18 protein-coding genes are annotated in these 23754 nt (G+C 62.1%); 12 read left to right on the top strand and 6 right to left on the bottom strand.

What is annotated here, in order from left to right; translation table 11 throughout:
- Window positions 1-2 precede the first annotated feature (2 nt).
- The 10 genes from ACSQ3I_RS11170 to ACSQ3I_RS11125 all read left to right on the top strand — a co-directional run bounded on the left by ACSQ3I_RS11170 (window position 3) and on the right by ACSQ3I_RS11125 (window position 14303).
- The gene (locus tag ACSQ3I_RS11170) at window positions 3-881 is read left to right on the top strand and encodes a transglutaminase family protein (protein ID WP_435998814.1); all 879 of its coding nucleotides are present in this window, start codon (window positions 3-5) and stop codon (window positions 879-881) included.
- A gap of 115 nt (window positions 882-996) precedes the next feature.
- Window positions 997-2223, top strand: a complete 1227-nt coding sequence (locus tag ACSQ3I_RS11165) for a vWA domain-containing protein (protein ID WP_435998812.1) — start codon at window positions 997-999, stop codon at window positions 2221-2223.
- 283 nt (window positions 2224-2506) lie between these two features.
- Window positions 2507-4969, top strand: a complete 2463-nt coding sequence (locus ACSQ3I_RS11160; RefSeq protein WP_435998810.1) for a glycogen/starch/alpha-glucan phosphorylase — start codon at window positions 2507-2509, stop codon at window positions 4967-4969.
- Window positions 4966-7179, top strand: a complete 2214-nt coding sequence (gene glgB / locus ACSQ3I_RS11155) for a 1,4-alpha-glucan branching protein GlgB (RefSeq protein WP_435998808.1) — start codon at window positions 4966-4968, stop codon at window positions 7177-7179. Before ACSQ3I_RS11160 ends, glgB begins: the two co-directional genes overlap by 4 nt.
- Window positions 7180-7202: 23 nt before the next feature.
- Window positions 7203-8465 carry a glucose-1-phosphate adenylyltransferase gene (gene glgC / locus ACSQ3I_RS11150; protein WP_435998806.1) on the top strand — a complete coding sequence of 421 codons (1263 nt, stop codon included), beginning with the start codon at window positions 7203-7205 and terminating at the stop codon, window positions 8463-8465.
- Between the two features lie 3 nt (window positions 8466-8468).
- The gene (gene glgA / locus ACSQ3I_RS11145; protein ID WP_435998804.1) at window positions 8469-9911 is read left to right on the top strand and encodes a glycogen synthase GlgA; all 1443 of its coding nucleotides are present in this window, start codon (window positions 8469-8471) and stop codon (window positions 9909-9911) included.
- A gap of 4 nt (window positions 9912-9915) precedes the next feature.
- Entirely contained in the window at window positions 9916-11544 is a 1629-nt protein-coding gene (locus ACSQ3I_RS11140) for an alpha-D-glucose phosphate-specific phosphoglucomutase (RefSeq protein ID WP_435998803.1), read from the top strand.
- A gap of 11 nt (window positions 11545-11555) precedes the next feature.
- Complete coding sequence (gene glgX, locus ACSQ3I_RS11135) at window positions 11556-13520, top strand: glycogen debranching protein GlgX (protein WP_435998802.1); 1965 nt, start codon at window positions 11556-11558, stop codon at window positions 13518-13520.
- Between the two features lie 42 nt (window positions 13521-13562).
- Window positions 13563-14051: a MaoC family dehydratase gene (locus ACSQ3I_RS11130; RefSeq protein ID WP_435998801.1), complete on the top strand. Its 489-nt coding sequence runs from the start codon at window positions 13563-13565 to the stop codon at window positions 14049-14051.
- 18 nt (window positions 14052-14069) lie between these two features.
- Window positions 14070-14303 carry a hypothetical protein gene (locus ACSQ3I_RS11125; protein ID WP_435998800.1) on the top strand — a complete coding sequence of 78 codons (234 nt, stop codon included), beginning with the start codon at window positions 14070-14072 and terminating at the stop codon, window positions 14301-14303.
- Window positions 14304-14511: 208 nt separating this feature from the next.
- Here ACSQ3I_RS11125 and ACSQ3I_RS11120 read toward each other — a convergent pair whose 3' ends face one another.
- Genes ACSQ3I_RS11120 through ACSQ3I_RS11100 form a run of 5 tightly spaced genes read right to left on the bottom strand, consistent with a single transcriptional unit; the run spans window position 14512 to window position 20066 of the window.
- On the bottom strand, window positions 14512-15066 hold the full coding sequence (locus ACSQ3I_RS11120; protein ID WP_435998799.1) for a sarcosine oxidase subunit gamma: 555 nt from the start codon (window positions 15064-15066) through the stop codon (window positions 14512-14514).
- Complete coding sequence (locus ACSQ3I_RS11115) at window positions 15059-18052, bottom strand: sarcosine oxidase subunit alpha (protein WP_435998798.1); 2994 nt, start codon at window positions 18050-18052, stop codon at window positions 15059-15061. Before ACSQ3I_RS11115 ends, ACSQ3I_RS11120 begins: the two co-directional genes overlap by 8 nt.
- On the bottom strand, window positions 18049-18390 hold the full coding sequence (locus ACSQ3I_RS11110) for a sarcosine oxidase subunit delta (RefSeq protein WP_435998796.1): 342 nt from the start codon (window positions 18388-18390) through the stop codon (window positions 18049-18051). Before ACSQ3I_RS11110 ends, ACSQ3I_RS11115 begins: the two co-directional genes overlap by 4 nt.
- Window positions 18391-18405: 15 nt before the next feature.
- Window positions 18406-18813 (bottom strand): hypothetical protein, encoded by a 408-nt coding sequence (locus ACSQ3I_RS11105; RefSeq protein ID WP_435998795.1) that lies wholly within the window; start codon window positions 18811-18813, stop codon window positions 18406-18408.
- Window positions 18813-20066 carry a sarcosine oxidase subunit beta family protein gene (locus ACSQ3I_RS11100; protein WP_435998793.1) on the bottom strand — a complete coding sequence of 418 codons (1254 nt, stop codon included), beginning with the start codon at window positions 20064-20066 and terminating at the stop codon, window positions 18813-18815. The genes ACSQ3I_RS11105 and ACSQ3I_RS11100 overlap by 1 nt, the downstream gene beginning before the upstream one ends.
- A gap of 295 nt (window positions 20067-20361) precedes the next feature.
- Here ACSQ3I_RS11100 and rpsU point away from each other — a divergent pair, with 295 nt between their 5' ends.
- Both rpsU and ACSQ3I_RS11090 read left to right on the top strand, forming a co-directional pair.
- Window positions 20362-20589: a 30S ribosomal protein S21 gene (gene rpsU, locus ACSQ3I_RS11095; RefSeq protein ID WP_435998792.1), complete on the top strand. Its 228-nt coding sequence runs from the start codon at window positions 20362-20364 to the stop codon at window positions 20587-20589.
- Between the two features lie 221 nt (window positions 20590-20810).
- Complete coding sequence (locus ACSQ3I_RS11090; RefSeq protein ID WP_435999007.1) at window positions 20811-21608, top strand: tetratricopeptide repeat protein; 798 nt, start codon at window positions 20811-20813, stop codon at window positions 21606-21608.
- 126 nt (window positions 21609-21734) lie between these two features.
- Here ACSQ3I_RS11090 and ACSQ3I_RS11085 read toward each other — a convergent pair whose 3' ends face one another.
- The gene (locus tag ACSQ3I_RS11085; protein ID WP_435998790.1) at window positions 21735-23639 is read right to left on the bottom strand and encodes a methyl-accepting chemotaxis protein; all 1905 of its coding nucleotides are present in this window, start codon (window positions 23637-23639) and stop codon (window positions 21735-21737) included.
- Between the last annotated feature and the right edge of the window lie 115 nt (window positions 23640-23754).

Genomic DNA, 23754 nt, shown 5'->3' with positions numbered 1-23754 from the left:
CCATGCTCTACGACCTGTCCCTGCATATGGGTTACCTCTACGATACGGCCGCCACGAATGCGCGACACATCATCCGCGTGCTGCCGCTGTCGCTTCCCGACCGGCAACGGCTGGTCGCCGGCTCGCTGACGGTGAGCCCGACGCCGGAGGAACGTTCGACCTTCACCGACTTCTTCCAGCATCCGGCCTCCTCGGTGTTCGTTCGCGCCCCGCACGAGCGGCTCGACATCCGCATGAAGGCGCGTGTGCAGGTCGAAGCGCAGCCCATCGCCGCCGACCTTTCGCCGCTGCTGGCCAAGCTGCCCGACGAGGTGGCGGACTGCTGGTCGCTCGGCCCCGCCTCCCCGCACCATTTCTTCGGCACCAGTCCGCGCATACCGCAGGAGCCTGTCATCGCCGATTATGCGCGCAGCATCGCCGGCGATGACCGGACGGTGTGCCAAATCGCGACAGCCTTGTGTGCCCGCATCTACAAGGACTTCACCTATGATTCGGAAGCCACGACGGTCGACACCACACCGAAACAGGCCTTCCTTTTGAAGCGTGGCGTCTGCCAGGATTTCAGTCACATCATGATCTCGGCGCTGCGCAGCCTCGGCATTCCTGCCGGTTACGTCAGCGGCTACTTGCGCACGATTCCACCGCCCGGCAAGGAGCGGCTGGAAGGCGCAGACGCCATGCACGCCTGGGTTCGCGTCTGGTGCGGCGACGCCATGGGCTGGATCGAACTCGACCCGACGAACAACATTCCCGCCGGCACCGACCACATCGTCGTTGCCTACGGCCGCGACTATTCCGACGTCGCGCCGGTCATCGGGGTTCTCAAGAGTTACGGCAAGCAGCAGACCGTTCAGGCGGTGGATGTCGTCCCGGTCGGTTAGCCACCACTGTCACGAAACATGCACCTTCGATAAAATTGCACCCATTCCATAAATCCTCCGTCAATGAGAAAGCGCTAAAGCTTGTCCAGCTTAAAAAAATGACTGGATATGCGTCATGAGTGGTCTCTCGGGTCGTGAAACGAAATTGCGGCACCTGCTGCGGGACAAGGGCGGTAATTTCGCCATCACCACAGCCTTGATCATCCCCATCCTGTTCGGCGTCGTCGGACTGGCGATTGACACGTCGAATCTGCTGCAGGAAAAGAACCGGCTGCAGGACGCCGCCGATTCCGCAGCACTTGCGGCCGCCTCTGCTCTGGCGCAAAAGGGCCTCACCGAAAAGGAAGCGCGCGAGCTGGCCATCCAGTTCCTGACCGGCCAGATGGCCAACAGGGGCAGCGCCCTCGACGAAGCGAAGGACGTGCCGAAAGACAACCCCTTTTCGACGGATCCGGTCGTAAACATCATCGAAACGCCAGTCGGCGGCGCGGGCAAGAACTTCAAGGTGGAGATCAAGGCCGCCTATACGGTTCCCTTCTCAGGCTTCAGCAGCATCATCGGCTTCAAGTCGATGGATGTCTCGGTGAAAAGCGCTTCCGAAAGCCAGACGGAGAGCAAGAACGCCCTGTCGATGTACCTCGTGCTCGACAAGTCCGGTTCGATGGCCTGGAAGACCGATACCAAGAGCACGACGGCCACGTCCTGCCAGAACTACACGGAAAGCAACTGGAAATATTACCCCAACCTGGCAGCATCGAGCCCGTGCTATATCTCGAAGATCAACGCCTTGAAGACAGCTGTCGGCAGCCTGATGACGCAGTTGACCACGGCGGATCCGAAGAGTGAATACGTCCGCATCGGCGCCATTTCTTATGACCTCGAGACGCAGGCCGCGACAAGCCTCTCCTGGGACAAGGCGGCAGCCTCCACCTATGTCAACGCCCTGCAGGCGCTCGGCGGCACCGCATCCGCCAAGGGCATGCAGACCGCCTATGACAGCCTCATGAAGGTGAAGAAGTCCGGCGCTTACAAGGAAGAGGAAGAGCACAAGACAAAGAACGGTCAGGTGCCGACCAAATACATCGTCTTCATGACCGACGGCGACAACAATTACACGAGCGACGACGTCTCGACCAAGGCCACGTGCGATGCCGCCCGCACCGCCAAGATCCAGGTCTACACCGTTGCCTTCATGGCCCCGACCCGCGGCCAGCAGTTGCTGCAATACTGCGCCACGGACGCGAGCCACTATTTTGCGGCTGACAACATGAGTGAACTGGTTGCCGCCTTCAAATCGATCGGCGAAAAGGCCTCGCAGCTGTCGACACGCCTGACCAACTGACGGCGCCGCAGCCTTCATCGAAACGTTATGAATCACCCGCTTCCGGAATGGCCGGAGGCGGGTGTTTTCGTGTTTCGCGGGCATCAAGCAGACACGCAAATTTCAGCAAACGCAAGTCCTTTTCATTCACGGAGCACAACCGCGGATGATTTTTCACAGCGCTTAAATCTCTGTTGCAAGTGCATGATATCGGTGCATAAACTGACCGTATGATGCCGCACGCGAGTTGATTTGTGTTGGTCGTTCGGTTGCCAAACCACTATCCAAACCTACAGGGCCACAGATGAACAATCTCCCCAAGGCAGACCTCCCCCTTCCCGCCCCGCGCAGCTCCCAACCCGCAGTTCTCGCGGAAGAAATCATCGAGCGCCTGACCTACAGGATCGGCAAGGATGCCCAGGTGGCCAAGCCGCATGACTGGCTGACGGCGACGATCCTGGTCATCCGCGACCGCATCATCGACAAGTGGATGGCCTCCACCAAGCAGGTCTACAAGACCAACGCCAAGCGCGTTTATTATCTATCGCTGGAATTCCTGATCGGCCGCCTGATGCGCGATGCCATCAACAATATGGGCCTGATGTCGGAAATTCGCGACGCGCTCACCTCGCTCGGCGTCGATCTCGACGTCATCGCCGGGCTGGAGCCGGATGCTGCACTCGGCAACGGCGGCCTCGGCCGTCTCGCCGCCTGCTTCATGGAATCGATGGCGACGGTCGATATTCCCGCCTATGGCTATGGCATCCGCTACATGCACGGCCTGTTCCGCCAGCAGATGGCCGATGGCTGGCAGGTGGAACTGCCGGAAACCTGGCTCGCCCACGGCAACCCGTGGGAATTCGAGCGCCGCGAAAGCTCTTATGAAATCGGCTTCGGCGGTGCGGTGGAAACCGTCGGCGGATATGACGAGACGCCGCGCTACGTCTGGAAGCCGGCAGAACGCGTCATCGCCATGGCCTACGATACCCCGGTGGTCGGCTGGCGCGCCAAGCGGGTGAACACGTTGCGGCTGTGGACGGCGCAACCGATCGACCCGATCTTGCTCGACGCCTTCAATGCCGGCGACCATATCGGCGCGCTGCGCGAGAGCAACAAGGCCGAAACGCTGGCCCGCGTCCTCTATCCGGCCGATGCGACGCCGGCAGGACAAGAGCTGCGGCTGCGCCAGGAATTCTTCTTCTGCTCCGCGTCGCTGCAGGACATCCTGCGCCGCCACCTGCAGCAATACGAGGACTTCACCTCGCTGCCGGACAAGGTATCGATCCAGCTCAACGATACCCATCCGGCCGTCTCCATTGCGGAACTGATGCGCTTGCTGATCGACGTCCATAACCTGGATTTCGAACAGGCCTGGGACATCACCTGGCGCACCTTCAGCTACACCAACCACACGCTTCTGCCGGAAGCGCTGGAAAGCTGGCCGGTTCCGCTGTTCGAACGGCTTCTGCCGCGCCACATGCAGCTGATCTACGCGATCAACGCCAAGGTTCTCATCGACGCCCGCAAGACGAAGACCATGAACGATGCCGAAATCCGGTCGATCTCGCTGATCGACGAAACCGGCGACCGCCGGGTGCGGATGGGCAATCTTGCCTTCACCGGCTCGCATTCGATCAATGGCGTCTCGGCGCTGCATACGGAACTGATGAAGGAGACGGTCTTTGCCGATCTCCACAAGCTCTACCCGACACGCATCAACAACAAGACCAACGGCATCACCCCGCGGCGCTGGCTGATGCAGTGCAACCAGGGCCTGACCAGCCTGTTGCGCGAAACCATCGGCGACGGCTTCATGGACGATGCGGAGGCGCTGAAGGCGCTCGACGCCCACGCCGACAATGCCGATTTCCAGGCGAGGTTTGCAGCCGTCAAGCGTGCCAACAAGCAGGTGCTGTCCAATCTCGTGGCCCAGCGCATGGGCATCCGCCTCGATCCGTCGGCAATGTTCGACATCCAGATCAAGCGTATCCACGAATACAAGCGCCAGCTGCTCAACATCATCGAGGCCGTCGCGCTCTACGACCAGATCCGTTCCCGCCCGGAACTGGATTGGGTGCCGCGCGTTAAGCTCTTTGCCGGTAAGGCGGCGCCGAGCTATCACAACGCCAAGCTGATCATCAAGCTGGCCAACGACGTAGCCCGTGTCATCAACAACGATCCCGCGGTGCGTGGCCTGCTGAAGGTGGTCTTCATTCCCAATTACAACGTCTCCCTGGCTGAAATCATGGTGCCGGCGGCCGACCTCTCGGAGCAGATCTCCACGGCCGGCATGGAAGCCTCCGGCACCGGCAACATGAAGTTCGCCCTCAACGGCGCGTTGACCATCGGCACGCTCGACGGCGCCAATGTCGAGATGCGCGACCATGTCGGCGCCGACAACATCGTCATCTTCGGCATGACCGCCGACGAGGTCGCCAAGGTTCGCTCGGAAACGCCGAACCCGCGGGCCACGATCGAGAATTCCCGCGAGCTGTCGCAGGCGCTGGCGGCCATCGCCTCCGGCGTCTTCTCGCCGGACGACCGCAACCGCTTCGCCGGACTGGTGGACGGCATCTACACCCACGACTGGTTCATGGTCGCCGCCGACTTCGATTCCTACACGCGCGCCCAGCGCGAAGTGGACGCGATCTGGAGCGAACCGGAACGCTGGTATTCCAAGACCATCCGCAACACTGCGCGCATGGGCTGGTTCTCGTCGGATCGTTCGATCCGGCAATACGCGAAAGAGATCTGGAGAGCCGGATGAAAAAGCCGTCGAAGCGCCTCCCCGAGGAGGTTCAGTCGGTGGAGGTGTCCACCGACGACATCGCGGCCATTGTCACCGGTACCCATACCGATCCCTTTGCTATTCTCGGTGTTCATCGCGTGGCGGACGGCTACGCGGTGCGCTGCTTCATACCGGGCGCCGAAGCCGTCACGGCGGTGGCGCTCGACGGAACGACGGTCGGTGAACTGACCAGCCTCGATCCGGCCGGCTTTTTTGTCGGCCGCGTCGAGGTCTCGAAACTGCAGCCCGTTCGTTACCGCGCCCGGCGCGGCGATGCGGAGTGGATGATCACAGATCCCTACAGCTTCGGTCCGGTGCTCGGGCCGATGGACGATTATTACATTCGCGAAGGCTCGCACCTCCGGCTCTTCGACAAGCTGGGCGCCCATCCGCTGAAGCATGAGGGCGTCAACGGCTTCCATTTCGCCGTCTGGGCGCCGAATGCCAAACGTGTCTCCATCGTCGGCGATTTCAACAACTGGGACGGCCGCCGGCACGTGATGCGGCTGCGGGCCGATACCGGCATCTGGGAGATTTTTGCCCCGGACGTCGTTGCCGGCCAGACCTACAAGTTCGAGATCATGGGGTCGAACGGTGTGCCGCTGCCGCTGAAGGCCGACCCCTTCGCGCGCCGCGCCGAACTGCGCCCGAAAAACGCCTCGATGACCGCCGCCGAACTGGTGCAGGAATGGGACGACGAGGCGCACCGCAAGCACTGGGCGACCGTCGACCACCGCCGCCAGCCGATCTCGATCTACGAGGTGCATGCTGGCTCCTGGCAGCGCAAGGACGACGGCACGATGCTCTCCTGGGACGAGCTGGCGACACGGCTCATCCCCTATTGTACCGACATGGGTTTCACCCACATCGAGTTCCTGCCGATCACCGAACATCCGTATGATCCCTCCTGGGGATACCAGACGACCGGGCTCTACGCACCGACGGCGCGTTTTGGCGAACCCGAAGGTTTCGCCCGCTTCGTCAACGGCTGCCACAAGGTCGGCGTCGGCGTCATCCTCGACTGGGTGCCGGCGCATTTCCCGACCGACGAGCACGGGCTTGCCTGGTTCGACGGCACCGCGCTCTATGAGCACGAGGACCCGCGCCAGGGTTTCCATCCCGACTGGAACACGGCGATCTACAATTTCGGCCGGCTCGAGGTCTTGTCCTATCTGGTCAACAATGCGCTCTACTGGACGGAAAAATTCCATCTGGACGGGCTGCGCGTCGATGCGGTCGCATCGATGCTTTATCTCGATTATTCCCGCAAGCACGGCGAATGGGTGCCGAACGAATATGGCGGTCGGGAAAACCTCGATGCCGTGCGGTTCCTGCAATCGGTGAACAAGCACGTCTACGGCAGCCATCCGGGCACGATGATGGTGGCGGAGGAGTCGACTTCCTGGCCGAAGGTCTCGCATCCGGTGCATGAAGGCGGGCTCGGTTTCGGCTTCAAGTGGAACATGGGCTTCATGCACGACACGCTGAGCTACATGGCGCGGGAGCCCGTGCATCGCAAGCACCACCATCAGGAGATCACCTTCGGGCTGCTCTACGCCTTCTCGGAAAACTTCGTCCTGCCGCTTTCCCATGACGAGGTGGTGCACGGCAAGGGCTCGCTGATCGCCAAGATGGCCGGCGACGACTGGCAGAAGTTTGCCAACTTGCGCGCCTATTACGGCATGATGTGGGGTTATCCCGGCAAGAAGCTTCTGTTCATGGGCCAGGAATTTGCCCAGTGGAGCGAATGGAGCGAAGCGAAGGCGCTCGACTGGAACCTGCTGCAGTACCCGATGCACGAAGGCATGCGCCGGCTGGTGCGCGATCTCAACCTCACCTATCGCTCCAAGCCGGCCCTGCACGCCCGCGACTGCGAGGGCGAAGGCTTCGAATGGTTGAGCGCCGACGACCACGAAAACTCGGTCTTCGTCTGGCAGCGCAAGGCGCCGGGTGAAAAGCCTGTCGTCGTCGTCTGCAACTTCACGCCGGTCTATCGCGAGAATTTCACGATCCCGATGCCGGCCGGCGGACGTTGGCGCGAGATCCTCAATACCGATGCCGAAATCTATGGCGGCAGCGGCAAGGGCAATGGCGGACGTGTTCAAGCAGTGCAGGTGGCCAATGGGGGAACGACAGCAACGATAACCTTGCCACCGCTCGCAACACTGATGCTGGAATGGGAAAACTGAAGAAAAGTCGGGAGGAGTAAAGAATGATGGAAAAACGGATCCAACCGCTGGCCCGCGATGCCATGGCCTATGTTCTTGCCGGCGGACGCGGAAGCCGCCTCAAGGAACTGACCGATCGACGCGCCAAACCCGCCGTCTATTTCGGCGGCAAGGCGCGCATCATCGATTTCGCGCTGTCGAACGCGCTGAACTCCGGTATCCGCCGCATCGGCGTCGCGACGCAATACAAGGCCCATTCGCTGATCCGCCACATGCAGCGCGGCTGGAACTTCTTCCGCCCGGAACGCAACGAAAGCTTCGACATCCTGCCGGCCAGCCAGCGCGTTTCGGAAACGCAGTGGTACGAAGGCACGGCCGACGCCGTCTACCAGAACATCGACATCATCGAGCCCTACGGCCCGGAATACATGGTCATCCTCGCCGGTGACCATATCTATAAAATGGACTACGAGTTGATGCTGCAGCAGCACGTCGATTCAGGCGCCGACGTTACCATCGGCTGCCTGGAAGTGCCGCGCATGGAGGCAACCGGCTTCGGCGTCATGCATGTCAACGAGAAGGACGAGATCATTGCTTTCGTCGAAAAGCCGGCCGATCCGCCGGGCATTCCCGACAAGCCGGATTTCGCACTGGCCTCGATGGGCATCTACGTGTTCCACACCAAGTTCCTGCTCGATTGCCTGCGGCGCGATGCCAACGACCCAAGCTCCAGCCGCGACTTCGGCAAGGACATCATTCCCTATATCGTCAATAACGGAAAGGCCATCGCGCACCGTTTCGCCCAGTCCTGCGTGCGTTCCGACTTCGAACGCGAACCCTACTGGCGCGACGTCGGCACCATCGATGCCTACTGGCAGGCCAATATCGACCTCACCGACATCGTTCCTGAACTCGACCTCTACGACAAGTCCTGGCCGATCTGGACCTATGCCGAGATCAATCCGCCGGCAAAATTCGTCCATGACGATGAAAACCGCCGCGGCTCGGCGATCTCCTCGCTGGTTTCGGGCGATTGCATCATTTCCGGCGCCTCGCTCACCCGCAGCCTGCTGTTCACCGGCGTCAGGGCGAACTCCTACTCGCGGCTGGAAAACGCCGTGGTGCTGCCCTCCGTGCGCATCGGCCGTCGGGCGCAGCTGAAGAACGTCGTCATCGACCACGGCGTCACCATTCCGGAAGGGCTGGTGGTCGGCGAGGATCCTGAAATCGATGGAAAGCGCTTCCGCCGCACCGACGAAGGCATTTGCCTGATCACCCAGCAGATGATTGACCGGCTGGACCTGTAACCGATGCAAGTCCTGGCCATCGCATCCGAGATCTATCCCCTGGTCAAGACCGGGGGATTGGCCGATGTCACCGGTGCCCTGCCGCTGGCGCTCAAGGCCCGCGGCATTTCGACGAAAACGCTGATCCCCGGTTATCCGGCGGTCATGGCAGCCGTGGGCAATACCATGCTGCGCGCCGAGTTCGACGATCTGCTCGGTGCCAGGGCCAGCGTGCTGGAGGCAGATTACAAGGGTCTAACCCTGCTGATCCTCGACGCGCCGGAACTTTTCGACCGCGCCGGCGGCCCCTATCTCGATACCAACGGCCTCGATTATCCCGACAACTGGCGGCGCTTTGCGGCGCTGTCCAAAGCCGGTGCCGAAATCGCCACCGGCGCCCTGCCCGGCTGGCAGCCTGATCTCGTGCATGTCCACGACTGGCAGGCGGCGATGACGCCGGTCTATATGCGCTACGGTTTTGCGCCGGAACTGCCGAGCGCGCTGACCATCCACAACATCGCCTTCCAGGGCCAGTTCGCCCCTGAGATTTTCGGGCAACTCGGCCTGCCGCCACACGCCTTCTCCATCGAAGGCGTCGAATATTACGGCGATGTCGGATTCCTGAAGGGCGGCTTGCAGACATCCCATGCGATCACCACAGTCAGCCCCTCCTATGCCGAGGAAATCCTGACACCGGACTTCGGCATGGGCTTGGAAGGCGTCATCGCCGCCCGCGCCGATTTCCTGCATGGCATCGTCAACGGCATCGATACCCAGATCTGGAACCCAGAAACCGACCCGATGATCGCGGCCGGTTATTCCGCGTCGGGTCTCGCCAAACGCACCGCCAACCGCAAGGCAATCGTCTCCCATTTCGGCCTGGTGGAGGACGACGGGCCGATCTTCTGTGTCGTCAGCCGGCTGACCTGGCAGAAGGGCATGGACCTGGTTGCCGACGCGGCCGACGAGATCGTGGCGCAGGGCGGAAAGCTTGCCATTCTCGGCAGCGGCGACCCCGATCTCGAACGGTCGTTGCTGGCCGCCACCCACCGGCATCCCGGCCGGATCGGCATGACCATCGGCTACAATGAGGCCTTGTCGCACCAGATGCAGGCAGGCGCCGATGCTATCCTTATCCCCTCGCGCTTCGAGCCCTGTGGCCTGACGCAGCTATACGGCCTGCGTTACGGCTGCGTGCCGATCGTCGGCCGTACCGGCGGCCTCGCCGATACCGTCATCGATGCAAACGAGGCGGCGATCAACAACCATGCGGCAACGGGCATCCAATTCTCGCCGATCGACGCCGCCGGACTGCGCCAGGCGCTGCGCCGTGCCTTCCGGCTGTATTATGATCAAAAGCTCTGGACCCAATTGCAAAAGCAAGGCATGAAATCGGAAGTCTCTTGGGAGAAGAGCGCCGAGCGGTATGCCGCGCTTTATTCCAGTCTCGTTGCGAAAGGCATATAGCCACATGAACAAAACCGTCCCCACGAAGCCGTATCCGGACCAGAAACCGGGCACATCGGGGCTTCGCAAAAAAGTGCCGGTGTTCCAGCAGCAGGACTATGCCGAGAACTTCATCCAGTCGATCTTCGATTCGCTGGAAGGGTATCAGGGCAAGTGCCTCGTCATCGGCGGCGACGGTCGCTATTACAACCGCGAAGTCATCCAGAAGGCGATCAAGATGGCCGCCGCCAATGGCTTCGGCAAGGTCATGGTCGGCAAGGGTGGCATTCTTTCGACGCCCGCCGCTTCGCACATCATCCGCAAATACAAGGCTTTCGGCGGCATTATCCTGTCGGCCAGCCACAATCCCGGCGGCCCGACCGAAGATTTCGGCATCAAGTACAATATCGGCAATGGCGGTCCGGCGCCGGAAAAGATCACCGATGCGATCTTCGCCCGCACCAAGGTGATCGACAGCTATAAGATCGCCGATTTCGCCGACATCAATCTTGATGTCATCGGCAAGCAGACCATCGCCGGCATGATCGTTTCGGTCATCGATCCGGTAGAAGATTATGCGGCGCTGATGGAGGAGCTCTTCGATTTCGGCGCCATCCGCAACATGATCAGCCTCGGTTTCCGCATCTGCTTCGATGCCATGAGCGCCGTGACCGGCCCCTATGCCAAGGAAATCCTCGAGATCCGCCTTGGCGCACCTAACGGTTCGGTGCGCAATTTCATGCCACTGCCGGATTTCGGCGGCCACCATCCCGACCCTAACCTCGTCCACGCCAAGGAACTCTACGACGAGATGATGGGCGAGGACGCGCCGGATTTCGGCGCCGCCTCCGATGGTGACGGCGACCGCAACCTGATCATCGGCAAGGGCATTTTCGTCACGCCGTCCGACAGCCTGGCGATTCTCGCCGCCAATGCCAACCTGGCGCCCGGTTATTCCGCCGGTATCGCCGGCATCGCCCGCTCCATGCCGACCAGCGGCGCTTCCGATCGCGTCGCTGAAAAGCTCGGCATCGGCAGCTACGAGACGCCGACCGGCTGGAAATTCTTCGGCAACCTGCTGGATGCGGGCCTCGCCACCATCTGCGGCGAAGAGAGCGCCGGCACCGGCTCCAACCATGTCCGCGAAAAGGACGGGCTGTGGGCCGTGCTGCTCTGGCTGAACATCCTTGCCGTGCGCGGCGAGAGCGTTGCCGATATCGTCCACCAGCATTGGGCCGCCTACGGCCGCAACTACTATTCGCGCCATGACTACGAAGGTGTCGATACCGATGCCGCCAACGGTCTCGTCGAAGCGCTGCGTGAGAAACTCGGAAGCCTGCCTGGCACGGCGTTCGGCGATCTCACCGTCGCCGCCGCCGACGACTTCGCCTATCACGACCCGGTCGACAAGTCGGTCAGCAAGAACCAGGGCATCCGCATCCTGTTCGAAGGTGGATCGCGTGTCGTCTTCCGTCTTTCGGGAACCGGTACGTCCGGCGCAACCTTGCGGGTGTATATCGAGCGTTACGAGCCCGATCCGAATCGCCACGGACTGGAGACGCAGGACGCGCTCGCCGACCTGATCGCCGTCGCCGAAACCATCGCCGACATCCGCAGCCGCACCGGACGTGATACGCCGAGTGTCATTACCTGAACGGGGACCCCATGCAGGACTGCCTTTCTCGCCAGGGCGGTGCCATCCCTTTTGAAACGGGCGTCGAGTTCGCCGTGTGGTCCAGCCATGCCACGCATGTCGATCTCTGCCTCTATGAAGGCGGGAACGAATTCTTTCGCCAGCCGATGGAACGCGATGGCGACATGCACCGCCTGTTCATCGACGGGCTGAAGGAAGGGACGCGGTATGGCTACCGCGCCGACGGGCTTTACGATCCCGACAACGGCCTGTGGTTCGACCCGTCGAAATTGCTGGTCGATCCTTATGCGACCGAGCTCGACCGTGCGTTCCGCCACGATCCGCGGCTCGGAACCTACGGCGTGGACACGGCCGAACTGATGCCGAAGGCGATCGTCCGGCGCGATATCCCCGTAACGCACCGGCCGCCGCTTTTCCGGCATGGCGGCCTGATCTATGAAGTCGCCGTGCGGCCCTTCACCATGCTGCATCCCGATGTTCCCGCGGCCCAGCGCGGCACGGTGGCAGCGCTCGCCCATCCGGCCGTCATCGACCACCTGAAGCGCCTCGGCGTCAATGCCGTCGAGCTGATGCCGATCACCGCCTGGATCGACGAGCGACACCTGCCGCCGCTCGGCCTGCACAATGGCTGGGGCTACAATCCCGTCGCCTTCATGGCGCTCGATCCGCGCCTCGTGCCCGGCGGCATGCGCGAACTGGCCGGTACGGTCGCTGCCCTGCGCCGGGAAGGCATCGGTGTCATTCTCGACCTCGTCTTCAACCATACCGGCGAAAGCGACCGCTTCGGCACGACGCTGTCGCTGCGCGGCCTCGATAATCTTGCCTTCTACCGGCACGATCCACGGCATGCCGGCAACCTTGTCAACGATACGGGCACCGGCAATACGGTCGCCTGTGACCATCCTTATATCCACCGCCTGATCGTCGACAGCCTCCGCCATTTCGTGCTCAATGCCGGTGTCGACGGCTTCCGGTTCGACCTGGCACCAATCCTTGGCCGGACGGCGGCAGGCTTCAGCAGCAGCAGCCGGACGCTGGAAGCGATCCTCGCCGATGACGTTCTGGCCGACCGGGTGATGATCGCCGAACCTTGGGATATCGGGCCGGGCGGCTACCAGCTCGGCAATTTCCCGCCGCCCTTCCTGGAATGGAACGACCGTGCCCGCGACGACGTTAGGCGCTACTGGCGCGGCGACGACGGTACGACAGGCGCCTTGGCGACGGCGCTTGCCGGTTCGTCCGACACGTTTTCCCGCGAAGGCGGCAAGATCACGCGAAGCGTCAATTTCCTCGCAGCCCATGACGGTTTTACGCTCATGGACCTGGTCTCCCACGCACACAAGCACAACGAGGCGAACGGCGAAGACAATCGCGACGGCCACAACGAGAATTTCTCCTGGAACAACGGCGCGGAAGGCGCCACGGATGACTGGGCGGTCATCGACCGCCGCAGGCAGGATGTGACGGCCCTGCTTGGAACGCTGTTTGCCAGCCGCGGCAGCATCATGCTGACCGCAGGCGATGAAGGCGGCCGCAGCCAGCGCGGCAACAACAATGCCTATTGCCAGGACAACGAGATCACCTGGATCGACTGGAAAACACTCGACGGCGCGCTGATCGATCACACGGCTTTTCTGTCGGGACTGAGGAACCGATTTTCGGTGCTGCGGCAGACAGGTTTCTTCTCCGGTGCCGATGGCGACATCGAATGGTTGACGCAAAGCGGTACGCCGATGACCGTTGGCGACTGGGAAAACGCCCAAGGCAAGACGCTTTCCATGGTGATCAGAACCCTGGATGCCGAAACCGGCCAGCCATGCCGTCTCGCTGTCCTGATCAACCGGGATCGCGAAGCCCGCATCTTCCACCTGCCTCCGACAGAAGGTGGCTGGCAGGTGCTCTCGCCCGGCCTTGCGACCCACATCGCCGACATCGAGGCCGCGCCCCGCTCCGTGACCTTCTGCCTCGAGAATTAGCCCCCCTCAACGCCCCGCCAGCCGCCAGAACGGAAATCGAATATGCTCCAGGAAATATCGCTGTGTGATATCAACGGCCTTGTCGGCAAGGAATTGGGCGTTTCCTCCTGGATTACCGTCGACCAGAAAAAGATCGATATCTTCGCCGAGGCGACCGACGACTATCAGTTTATCCATGTCGATGCCGAGCGAGCCCGCGCGGAAACGCCTTTTGGCGGCACCATTGCCCATGGTTTCCTGACGCTGTCGCTGCTTTCCACCATGAGCTACGAAGGCGCGCCGAAAATCCGTGAACAGACGATGGGGATCAACTACGGCTTCGACAAGGTGCGCTTCATGTCGCCCGTCAAATGTGGCGCGCGGGTGCGGGGACATTTTTCGCTGGCCGAAGCCCGTTTCCGTGGCGCCGGCCTCTTGATGATCACCTACGACGTCTCCGTCGAGATCGAAAAGGAACGTAAGCCGGCGCTGACGGCGACCTGGCTGACGCTGGTGCAGTTCGACCCGAAGGATCGGCCGGAGAATGTGTGAACGACCAAAGATTGGGGCATGCCACTGATCGACAATGAAAAAACGAAGCTTCTCGCAAATGCGCTCGACCGCGCTTCGACCGCATGCTTTACAGTTGGCATCGCGACGCCCTTGGCGGGATATCTCTACAATATCGGAAACTTCGGCAGCAGTATCTCGACGCTTCGTTTCGCTTTTGGCATCGCGGGTTGGTTTTTAGCTGCCATTGCATTACATTTGATGGCGAGACGCACCCTCACGGGATTGGCATGATGGACATATGGACACTCGCTTTCGTTGTGACGCCTGCAAGCGTGGTTCTCCTCGCCTATATGGCGATGCGTCTTCATGAATGGGACATAAAGCGGCATCGCCATGCGCCCAAGCCGGGCGAATGAAATCATCGCTTTGAACTAACCCTCCAAAGCCGGACATCCAACTTCGCTGGTTAGTTCAAAAGCAGCGATTTTCATTTCAGCGCTCAAGCGCCCGCGTCTTCCGCACCTTCCGCCAGCATGCCGAAAACATAGGTCGAGAAAGACCGCCAGCATTCGACGCGGAACGTATCCTCGGCGAGACGCAGGAGCACGATTTCGGCCTTGCCGAGAATGGTGCGCGAGCAGGCGCCCACCGGGAAGACGGCGAGCGACAGGTCCTGCGGGCAACCGGCATTGATCGCCGTTCCGGCGCCTGGGCCGGAGACGATGATGGCCGTGTTGCGATGCGAAACGTCGGTCGCCGCATGCAGCGTACCGGACGAGCCGGCTGCGGCAACGAGGTCAGCGCCATTCTCGTCGATCACCAGCCATTCGTCCGGGCCGAGCCAGATGGCGGTGCGGCCGTTGGCGGAGGCGGAACCCTTCGGGCGTGTCGGCAGGTCGAGGCCGAGGGCACCGGAAAGGGCGAAGACGGCATCCGGCCCGGCGCGCAGCGCGATACGGCTTGCCGGGGCAGCAGGCGTCAGGCGGACGGTGGAGGAGCCACCGTGGACGCCCGAAAGCGGTGCGCGGCGAAGAGCTTGCGTCAGGTCAGCCATTGATACGGGCTCCTTCCTTGTCAAAGAACACGGTGTCGGTCACCTCTGCAGCGATGGTGCGGTCCGGCATCGGGATGTACAGCGTCTGGCCGACACGGGCGCGACCGCCGGCGACGAGCGCAAAGGCGATTGAGCGGCCGCAATTTTCCGACCAGTAGGACGAGGTGACATGGCCGAGCATGGTCATCGGCTTCGGCTGGTTGGGATCGGCGACGATCTGCGCGCCTTCTTCCAGCACCACGGACGGATCCTTGGTGATCAGGCCGACGAGCTGCTTGCGGCCTTCCCGCATCAGGTCCGGGCGCTTGAGGCCACGAATGCCGACGAAATCGGCCTTCTTCTTCGAGACAGCCCAGGCGACGCCGGCATCATCCGGGGTTACCGTGCCGTCGGTGTCCTGCCCGACGATGATGTAGCCCTTTTCGGCGCGCAGCACGTGCATGGTTTCCGTGCCGTAGGCACAGGCACCCTGCGGTTCGGCCTGCGCCCAGATCGCCTCCCAGACGGCCTGGCCGAAATCGGCCGGCACGTTGACTTCGAATCCGAGCTCGCCGGTGAAGGAAACGCGGAAGAGCCGGGTCGGCACACCGCAGATCTTGCCTTCTGCAACGCTCATATGCGGGAAAGCATCCGCAGACAGATCGATACCTTCGACCAGCGGCGCGAGGATCTCGCGCGCCTTCGGACCCTGGACGGCAATGACCGCCCACTGTTCCGTGGTCGAGGTCAGCCAGACCTTCAGATGCGGGAATTCCGTCTGCAGGTAGTCTTCCATGTGGTGCAGCACGCGCGGCGCACCGCCCGTCGTGGTGGTGACGTGGAAGCGGTCTTCGGCAAGACGGCCGACGACGCCATCGTCATACACATAGCCATCTTCACGGGTCATGATGCCGTAGCGGCAGCGGCCGGGCTTCAAGGTGTCCCATGCGTTGGTGTAGAGCAGGTTGAGGAAGGTGGCCGCATCCGGGCCGACGACCTCGATCTTGCCGAGCGTCGAGGCATCGAACAGGCCGGCGGTGGTGCGCACCGTCTTGCATTCGCGGTTGACCGCCTCGTGCATGGTTTCACCCGCCTTCGGGTAGAACCACGCACGCTTCCAGTTGCCAACATCCTCGAATTCGGCGCCGTGCGCCTCTTCCCAGGCATGCATCGGCGTCTTGCGGGCGGGATCGAAGAGCGCCCCGCGCGAATGGCTGATGATCGTGCCGAAGGTGACCGGCGTATAGGGCTGGCGGAAGGTGGTGAGGCCGACCTGCGGGATCGGGCGGTCGAGCGCTTCAGCTGCGATCGCCAGACCGTGCATGTTCGACAGCTTGCCCTGGTCGGAAGCCATGCCGTTGGTGGTGAAGCGCTTGATGTGCTCGATCGAGTGCATGCCTTCGCGTACCGCCAGACGAATGTCCTTGGCGCAGACATCGTGCTGGAAGTCGATGAAGGCCTTGACCGTGGTGTCCGGCCCTGCCCCTTCCGAAGCGCCGATCATGCCGCCGGTCCATTCGAAGGCCGCTTCGCCGGAGAGCGATATGGCATTGCCGCCGGCAGCCCCGGTGGCGCGGGCCATCAACTCGCCGGCAGCGAGCGCTTCCTCGATGGCAGCCTGCAGCTCGTCAGTGCCGTTGCAGGCGCCGACGGAGAGGCTGTCCTGGGCATAGGTGCCCGGCAGGAACCGCTGCTTTTCGCCTTCGAAGGAGAGCTTGCCGCGCGACTGCGAGAACAGGTGCACAGACGGCGTCCAGCCGGCGGAAACCAAGAGCGCATCGACGACGATCTTCTGCGGCGAGCCGCCACCGTTGCGGGCGACCTGCATGGAGGAGATGCGCAGCCGGCCGGAGGTGTTGACGACGGAATGGCCGGTCAGCACCTCGATGCCGAGCCGCCGCGCTTCCGCCAGCACCGCTGCACCCGGATTGTCCCGCGAATCGACGATGGCCGCGATGGCGACGCCGGCATTCTTCAGGTCGAAGGCCGCTTCATAGGCGGAATCATGGGCGGTGTAGACGCCGACCTTGGCACCGACGGCAACACCGAAGTGGTTGAGGAACGTGCGGCCGGCCGAAGCGAGCATGATACCCGGGCGGTCGTTGTTCGGGAAAACCATGTGGCGCTCGATAGCGCCGGTCGCCAGGATGACGCGCTTGGCGCGGACCTGCCATAGACGCTCACGCGGCAACTGCTTGCCTAGCTTGGCCATATGATCGGTGACGCGTTCGGCAAGTGCCACGAAATTGTGGTTGTAATAGCCGAAGGCCGTCGTGCGCGTCAGCACCTGCACATTCGGCAGGGTGGCAAGCCGGGCCGCCGTCGTCTGCGCCCAGTCGTAACCGGACTGGCCGTTGACGGTGAGGCCATTGTCGAAATGCAAGGCACCGCCGACTTCCGGCTGCTCGTCGACGAGGATGACACGGGCACCGGCTTCAGCCGCGGCCAAGGCCGCCGCAAGGCCGGCAACGCCGGCACCGACCACCAGCACGTCGCAATGGGCGTAGCGGCTGGCATAGTGATCCGGGTCGGCTTCGGTCGGCGCGACACCGAGACCGGCCGCGCGGCGGATGAAGGGTTCGTAGATGCCGTGCCAGGCCTTCTTCGGCCACATGAAGGTCTTGTAGTAGAAACCGGCGGCGAAGAACGGCGACATCAGATCATTGACCGCGCCGACATCGAAGGCGAGCGACGGCCAGCGGTTCTGCGATTCAGCCTTCATGCCGTCAAAGACTTCCTGCACCGTGGCGCGGACGTTCGGCTGGCGGCGGGCGCTATCGCGCGAGACGTCGAGCAGGGCATTCGGCTCTTCCGGACCGGCCGACAGGATGCCGCGCGGACGGTGGTATTTGAACGAGCGGCCGAGCAGATGCACGCCATTGGCCAGGAGCGCCGAGGCGACGGTATCGCCCTGCAGTGCCGTGTAGCTCTTGCCGTCGAAGGTGAAACGGGCGGTGCGGGCGGGCGTCAGGCGGCCCTTGCCGGCGATACGATTGGCGCCGCTCATTGGGCGTCTCCTTCCAGGGCCTCGTAGGTTTCGACAGTGGCGGCTGTGGCCGGCGCGGGATAGAGATCCGGCTTCGGCTCGCCGGCCTTGTAGGTCTTGACAAAACGGTCGCTGACCGTGTCGCGCGCGGCGTTGAAGAAGCGGCCGCAGCCATGGATGTGGCGCCAGCGCTCGAAGATCATCCCTTTCGGGTTCTCGCGCAGGAAGAAATAGGCCTCGAACTCCTCGTCGGAGATCGCGGCGATGTTGGCCGACCGGGCGATATGGGCGTCGCCGGCGCCGCGGAATTCGAGCTCGGAGCGCTCTTCTTCGCAATAGGGGCAATAGATGAGAAGCATCGTCCTGACCTGTCTCTAAAGTTCGGTGTCCGGGATCACCGTCCCGGCGGGTTGTTCACACAGGCGCCGCCCCAGCGCGACATAGGGCGTCATCCTGTCCAGCAATTGTTCAAGCGAGTCGTAAGGCTTCAACACATCGGTCTGGCCGATGTTGACGAAGGCCATCGCCGCCACGTCGTAGCTGATGTGGTAGGGCCTGGGCGTCTCGCCTTCCGGATGGTCCGGCACGAAATAGACCGTCGGCTCCTTGAGCACGTAGGCACACATCAGCAGGCCGCCCTCGGCGGTAAACGGCCAGTCCTTCTCGCTCTGGACCTTCTTGATCTCCTGCGCACGAAAATCGCCCACGCCCGGGAAATAATCTCCCGCGGGACTTGCCGGCAGAACCGACAGGGCGGCGATCGGCAGGAGTGAGGCCATCATCAGTGCGCCACAGCCGCTGCTGCCGCTTCGTCGATCAGGCGGCCGGTGCGGAAACGGTCGAGCGTCAGGCCGGCTGCCAGCCGGTGCGGCTCGCCGCGGGCGATCAGATGCGCGAAAAGATGCGCCGAACCCGGCGTCGCCTTGAAGCCGCCGGTGCCCCAGCCGCAATTGACGAACAGGCCCGGAACCGGCGTGACGTCCTGGATCGCCGAACGGTCCGGCGTGTTGTCGACGATACCGCCCCACTGGCGCATCATCTTGACGCGGCGGAACATCGGGAAGAGTTCGCAGATGGCATCGAGCGTGTGCTCGATGATCTGGATGCCGCCGGTCTGGGAATAGGAATTATACTGGTCGGTGCCGGCGCCGATGACAAGCTCGCCCTTGTCGGACTGCGAGATATAGGCATGCACGGTGTTCGACATGACGACGCAGGGGAAGATCGGCTTCAGCGGCTCGGACACCAGCGCCTGCAGCGGGCTCGACTGCAGCGGCACGCGCACATCCGCCATGTTCATGATGACCGAGGTGTGGCCGGCCGCCGACACGCCGATCTTCTTGGCGCCGATGAAACCGCGATTGGTATCGACGCCGATGACGGCGCCATCAGGGCCACGGCGAATGGCGGTGACTTCGCAATTCTGGATGATGTGCACGCCGCGATCGGATGCGCCGCGGGCATATCCCCAGGCAACCGCATCGTGGCGGGCGGTGCCGCCGCGGCGCTGCAAGGCAGCACCGTTGATCGGGTAACGGGCAGTCTTCGATATGTCGAGCGGCGGGCAATAGGCTTTTGCCTGCTCCGGCGTCAGCCATTCATTGTCGATGCCGTAAAGCCGGTTGGCGTGCACGTGACGCTTGAACGACTGCTGGTCGTGAATGTTATGCGACAGCATCATGACGCCGCGCGGCGAATACATGACGTTGTAGTTGAGATCCTGGCTCAGGCCTTCCCATAGCTTGAGGGCATGTTCGTAGATGTCCATGCTCTCTTCATAGAGATAGTTCGAGCGGATGATCGTCGTGTTGCGGCCGGTGTTGCCGCCGCCGATCCAGCCCTTTTCCAGAACCGCGACATTGGTGATGCCGTGTTCCTTGGCAAGATAATAGGCAGCGCCCAGGCCGTGGCCGCCACCGCCAACGATGATGGCGTCGTATTCCTTGCGCGGCTCGGGCGAGGCCCATTGCGCCTCCCAGCCCTTGTGTCCGCGCATCGCCTCACGGACGACGGCAAAAACCGAATATTTGCGCATTCGCGTCTTACTCCTGTGGATCAGGCCCAAAATGGTCGGGACAAGAAATCGCAAATCCAATCCCGACACAACGGCTCTTTTGCGACGCATTCAAGCCCGGCTTTCGACACGCGGCTCCGTCTTGTGACGGCATAGGGTTTTATCCCGGGCAAAACAACATGCTCACTGGACTTTTCGGTTTCGATCTGTTAATGCGCTCCGAAATCGCCGGGCTCCGCCCGCGCGAGCGTTATGTTTATTGTCTGGAGTTTTCTGCACTCCGACACCAAAATCAAACGAAGGAACGGGATTTCACGTGCAGGTACTTGTCCGCGATAACAATGTCGATCAGGCGCTCCGCGTTCTGAAAAAGAAATTGCAGCGCGAGGGCATTTTCCGCGAAATGAAGATGCGGGACCACTTCGAGAAGCCCTCCGAAAAGCGTGTCCGTGAAAAGGCGGAAGCTCTGAGCCGCGTTCGCAAGCTGGCGCGCAAGCGCGCCATCCGCGAAGGCCTTGTCAGCAGCCGCCCCTCGGCTCGGTGAACCGTCGTCATTTCGACGTAATCCAATTGCATGTCTGGCGGGGGCGATGTGTTCGCCGCCGCTTTTTTTGGTTCTCTCGCGGGGACAGCAACCGGCAAAATGTTTGGCACCCGGTAGCGATGCGAGACTGACGATTGGCTGAGATGACCATCAAATCTGCTTCTTTCACGACGGCGAGCCCGGTGCGTTTTTCCATCAGCGGCTACGTTTCGGCTGCTGTCATGATGCTGTTTTCCGCCTGCGCCCTGACCGGCTGCCAGACGGCAACCACGGACGACATGATCAAGGTCGAGAGGGAACAGGGGTCGGAGGAAAACATCGCCTCCCTGTCCGGCGTCATCAACAGCAATCCGAACGATCCGGAAGGCTACAATGTCCGCGGCTCCGCTTATGGCCGCGCCGGACAGTTCAGCCGGGCGCTTGACGATTTCAATCGCGCCATTCAGATCAACCCGCGCTTCTATCAGGCCTATGCCAACCGCGCGCTGGTCTATCGCAACATGGGCAAGCTGGGCGAAGCGGCCGCCGACTACAATGCGGCACTGCAGATCAACGCCAATTATGACGTCGCTTATATCGGCCGCGGCAATCTTTATCGCCAGGCCGGCCGCATGGACGAGGCGTTCAACGACTTCAACCGCGCTATCCAGCTCGATACGACGGATGGCCGCGCCTACCACAATCGCGGCCTGATCCTGCAGAAGCGCGGCCAGCATGAGAAGGCGATCGACGACTTCGCCAAGGCGATTTCCCTGTCGTCCAACTCGCCGGAACCCTATAACGGCCGCGGCATCTCCTATCTGGCCCTGAACGACGACGACAACGCCTTCGCCGACTTCAACCACGCCATCGAGCTGAACGGCAACGTCGCCGAATCCTGGGCCAACCAGGCTCTCGTCTACGAGCGTCGCGGCGACAAGGCCAAGGCGTCGAAATCCTATTCGCACGCCCTGCGGCTCGATCCGAAATACACCCCGGCCAAGGACGGCCTTGCCCGGACGCGCGGCAGCGCCACCTGAAAAACAATTCGCCTCAAGCTGCAAGACCATGCAGCTTGAGGCGAAACACATTCCGGCGGCAGGTTTGCTACCGCGCTGCTGCCCGATGCCGGCCACGTCCAGCCGGCATCATGTTCACCAATCCCGTCAGAATTCCTGCCAGTTGCCACCCGACGCCGCCTTGCGCGGTGCGGCTGCTGTCCGCTGATGCCGCGCGGACGAACCATGTGTGTCCATCGCGGAAGCGGCCTTGCGAAGCGACTTGGCCTGCGCCGCGCCGGCATCGATCTGGAACTGGGCGATCAGCCCGCGCAACCGCGCGGCCTCCTGCGACAGCGAGGTCGCCGCCGCGGTGGACTGTTCGACCATGGCAGCATTCTGCTGCGTCGTCTGGTCCATCTGGTTGACGGCAATGTTGACTTCGGACAGCCCCGTCGACTGTTCTTTCGCCGAGATGGCGATGGCCGCGACATGCTGGTTGATCTCGACGATATAGGTGCCGATGTTTCCGAGCGCCTCGCCGGTATCGCGCACCAGCTTCACACCGCTTTCGACTTCCGACGTCGAATTCTGGATGAGTGCCTTGATCTCCTTTGCCGCCTGCGCCGAACGCTGGGCAAGCTCGCGCACCTCTTGGGCAACGACGGCAAAACCCTTGCCCGCCTCGCCGGCACGAGCGGCTTCGACACCGGCATTCAGTGCCAGCAGGTTCGTCTGGAAAGCGATCTCGTCGATGACGCCAATGATGTTGGAAATCTGCTGCGAACTGCCTTCGATCCGCCGCATGGCCTCCTCGGCATTGGAAACAACCTCGGCGGAATGCAACGCCGAGGCGTTGGCGCGGTCAGCAACGTGCTTGGCTTCCTGCGTCAGCTTGGCGGAATTGGAAACATTCGTGGTGATCTCATCCAGTGCCGCCGCTGTCTCTTCCAGAGCCGCGGCCTGCTGTTCGGTGCGCTTCGACAGATCGCCAGCACCATCGGCGATTTCCCGCGAACCATCGTCCATGCCGTTGACCGCCAGGGATACCTCCGAAAGGACCGAAGCCAGTTGCTGGACGGATTGATTGAAGTCGCTGCGCAGCGCTTCGAACTCCTGGGCGAAGGCATCGTTCAACTGGACGGTCAGATCGCCACCGGCCAGGCGCCGCAGCCCGGCGGCAAGCCCGGCAGTTGCGATGCGCAGACGTTCGGCAGCATCGGCTTCGGCCTTGCGCTGCGTTTCGATCCGGTCGGCTTCCGCCCGACGACGGTTCTCCTCCGCCTCCTGCTCAAGCCGCCGGTTGCTGTGGGCCGCCTGCCGGAAGATTTCCAGCGCACCGGCAATCGCCCCGATCTCGTCACGACGCCCGGCATAGGGAACGTCGATATCGATCGTGCCGCCGGCCAATTGCTTCATCCGATCGGTGATCGTGTTCAGCGGACGCGAAACGCCGACGAGGATGATCCACAAGGCAAGGCCGGACACGCCCAGCGCCACGAGGGAGAACACCAGCATCAAGGTGGAATTCGTCGCCCTTGTTGCCTGGGCGCGAACGAACTCCTCCTGGCCGATGCGGATCTGCAGGTCGACCAGCGCACTGATCTTTTCGGAGAACGGGTCGATGGTCGGATAAAGCTCGTTCGAGACGTAGGCGTCGAGAGCGGCCTTGTCGTGGCCGGCGACGATCGACTTGAGCTTGTCGAGGCTGCGATCCATGGACGCCAGGACGGTGCTGGCGCTCTCGGCGAGTTGTTTTTCCTCGGCGGTCAGATAGGTCGCAAGGTAGGCGGTCCAGATCGCCTTCGAACGGACAAGCGATTCGTCAATCGACCGATATCCTTTGTCCCAGTCCAGCGCGCCGCTGCGGATCTTGTGGGAGGTATCGACGATATTGACCGCGTAGAGGTCGCCAATCTCCTTGAGATCCTTGGCCGGAACAAGGCGATCCACCACGATGCTGGACATAGATCCTTCCATCGAGGCCATGACGAAAAATGTCGATGCAATCGCACCAAGGATCAACAGGACAAGACCTATTGTCGAGGCCGCCAGTTTGTAGGAGATCTTCATTGTAACACCCACCGAAATTGATGTGGGTATATTATGATATAACGATTTACGGGTAGTTAACCGTGAAAATTAGCGAGATGTAAGGCAAAACTTACACGAAAATCTAAGTAAAACC

The organism is Rhizobium sp. LjRoot30, from assembly GCF_964253915.1.
GTDB lineage: Bacteria > Pseudomonadota > Alphaproteobacteria > Rhizobiales > Rhizobiaceae > Metarhizobium.
This window is presented reverse-complemented; position numbering and strand designations above follow the sequence as displayed.